Genomic DNA, 2987 nt, shown 5'->3' on the forward strand with positions numbered 1-2987 from the left:
GTGTATGGGGTGGGTGGGGGCGGTCGCCACCACCCACCCCCCGCTCAGTCGGAGGTGCCGGCGGAGCCGGAGCCCTCCCCGTCCGGGTCCTCCAACCCCTGGAGGGTGCGCCACGCCAGGTCTGCCAGCGTCTCACCGTCGGCGGTCATCCACCGGGCCGAGCCCTGGTTGGATACCGGCCGTTCCTTCCAGTCGGCCTCCTCCCACATCCTGGTGATCAACCCGGAAGGGGCGTACCGCTTCCCGTCGACGGCCCACAGGATCGGCTTGGTGCGGTGGTTGACCCAGGTGGCCCGGCCGCGTCGCTCGTCCTCCGCCAGCCACTCCCGCAGTGCCTCGGCCTCCTTGGAGGAACCGGGGGTGACGGTGAGCGGCGTGCCCTCGTCCAGCACTCCCTTGTCGACGAGAACCCGTACCGCGTTGGGACGTCGGGGCTTGCGTCGTGCCGGGGCCCGCCGGTACTTGTCCGTCTTCGGCAGGACACCGGGCTGCTCAGCGGCGTGCAGCACGTGCTCGACGATCTCCCGGCACCGGTTGGCGTCGGCGCACACGAGACGGATCTGGGAACGCTCACCGCATATGGTGTCGATGGTCGCGGCGACGGTCGGGATCAGTTCGCCGAGCAGGTCGGGGATCTGCTTCACCGCGTCCCTCGCCCACTCCAGCTCCGGGTCGGGTTCGTCGATGGCCTCGGTGTCGAGCCGGCGGAAGACCAGGTGGGCGAGCAGGTAGAGACCGTGTTCGGTGAGGGCGGCTCCCCGACTCTCGTACGCGGCCCGCAGAGTGTTCAGGGCGCGGCGGACCTCCCGCAGGACCAGCACGGTGTTCCACAACAGGTAGACACCGGGCCGGGGACGGAACAGCACGTCGTAGATGCCCTGGGGGCCGCGCTCCCACAGCACCTCGGAATCACGGTCGCCCAGCACGTTGAGGGTGGGGGCGATCCTCGCGGCGTACTGGGCGTCGCGGTGAAAGCAGGCCAAGGCACAGGTGGCCTCGACCACGGAGCAGCCGATGTCCCCGGAGGGTTCCACCTCGCTGCGGCGCACGCCGTACTCCAGACCGAGTTCGGCGCGCATCTCCTCCATGATGACGGCCTGTACGGGGTCGAGGGCGATGAAGTCGCGAGCCTCGACACGGTTCTGCCGGTTGGTGGCCTTGGTGGTCTCCTTGGCAAAATCCGTCGCCCGACCGGTGACGATGATCCGGACACCGACCTGGGCGGTGCCCGCCATCTCGTCGGCCGCCACCGCCTCGGCGACGGCCCGCACGGTCTGGGCCCCGTTGACCACACTGGCGTTGTACAGAGTCAATGTCAGGGGAGCCTGCTGCGGGACTTTGATGCGCCGCTCGGTCTTCTCGACCGAGTCGCACAGGACGGTGATGCCGTTGTTGAAGTACCAGAAGAGAGCAGGGTCCTCTTTCAGGGTCTCGATGAGGGCGTTGTTGATGGCGGTACGACCCAGGGGGTTGCGGATGTTGAGGTTGAAGAGGTTCGAACCGCTCTCGGCCCACTCCGCGATCTGCTCCGCCATGACGATGCCCTGGTAGGACTCGTGGGGGAAAGTGGAAGTAGTCCCGAACCAGGGGAAGAGGGTGGCGGTGAGTTCGACGGGCTCGGGAGCGAGGTCGGCGAGCACCGAATCCCACACCTCCCTGGCGAGGATGATCCGATGCCCCACCCGATTGCTGTAACTGTTGAACCGCTTCTTACCGGCCTCCAGCGCGTCGTAAAACCCCGTGCCGGGCTCGTCCCGGCGCATCAGGACGATGAGTTGGGTGACGGGCACCGGTCCCTTGTCCATGACGGTCTTGGCAATCTCGGCCCACTGACGGCCCCGGGGGTTGAAGGGGGCGAAGTCCTCGTTGTCGATGAGTTCTAGCCCGTTGAACAGTTCGTTGACCGCGTTCCGGTCCCCCGACGCCTTCCCCGTGGGGCTCCACTTGCCCTGCACCAGGTACACGTGCGGCTTGGGGCCGTCCACTACGGCTATGGCGTCGATACCCTGATCGGCGTGGCCGTCGATGACGGTGGCGGCGGCCTCGGCCGGGCTGAATCCGGTGGCGATCCGCACCGCTTGGGCGGTGAGCGCCCGCGACAACATGCGGGGCCGGTACTCGTGCTCCGGCAGGCCCTCGATGTCGCCGAGTTCCAGCAGGCCGGCGTAGGTCTTCTCCAGTGCGGTGGCCACCTGGCGCACCGCCGTGTCCACGGAAAAAGCAGCGGTGTGGGTGCGCTGGGCGTTCATCGGTCTTTCCTCTCCCCGGGCGGCCCGGCCCCCCGGTCCCACCCCTGTGTCCGTACTGGTTGATCGTGCCGGCCGACGGTCGGTCAGGTGTCCGGTTCGTCGAGATCGAGGCGGATGAGGGCGAGTGCCTCGGCGATCTCGACGGCCATCTCGTCGTCCGCCCCGTAAACCACGCACAGGTCCTCGTACAGCGGCTCCAGGACCTCCCGGGCCTCGCCGGCCCGCCCCTGCGCGAGCAGCAGCATCCCGATGTCGCGGCGCAGCTCGACGGCCTCCTCGCCGGCGTCGCCGTCCACGGCCCGGACGATGGCCAGGACCTCGCGCAGTTCCTCCAGCGCCTCGGTGACCCGACCCAGCTCGGCGCGGCAGCGGGCGGCCTGGGCCCGGCAGTCGCGGGTCCGCTCGTGGGTGGGGCCGTGGAGGCGGGCGTGGACGGCGGCGAGCGCGTCGAACTCGGGCAGCGCGCCCCGGTAGTCGCCCGCCAACAGCCGGCTCACGGCCCGCAGCGTCCGCAGCTTGAGCAGGTGGGCGCTCTCGCTGCCGAGGGCGCGCCCGGCGGGCTCGATGATCTCGCCCAGCACCTCCGCGGCCTGGGAGTACCGCTCCTCCTCCCACAGGGCGTCGGCGTGCGCGCGGGCCTCCTTGATCTCCTGGAGCATCACCGAGGCCAGGTGCCCGGGGACCTCCGGCACGGCCGCGCCGTCCCCGGCCCCGGGGGTCGGACGGGCGGACCGGCGG

2 protein-coding genes are annotated in these 2987 nt (G+C 69.9%); both read right to left on the minus strand.

Translation table 11 applies throughout. From position 1 onward, the window contains the following. Nucleotides 1-44 precede the first annotated feature (44 nt). Nucleotides 45-2249, minus strand: coding sequence for an AIPR family protein (locus FOE67_RS21345; protein WP_182666460.1), 2205 nt, complete (start codon nucleotides 2247-2249; stop codon nucleotides 45-47). Nucleotides 2250-2332: 83 nt separating this feature from the next. Then, on the minus strand, nucleotides 2333-2987 hold a 655-nt coding region (locus tag FOE67_RS21350; protein ID WP_182666461.1), incomplete at its 5' end, for a tetratricopeptide repeat protein.

The organism is Streptomyces calidiresistens (assembly GCF_014141525.1).
Taxonomy (GTDB): Bacteria; Actinomycetota; Actinomycetes; order Streptomycetales; family Streptomycetaceae; genus Streptomyces; species Streptomyces calidiresistens.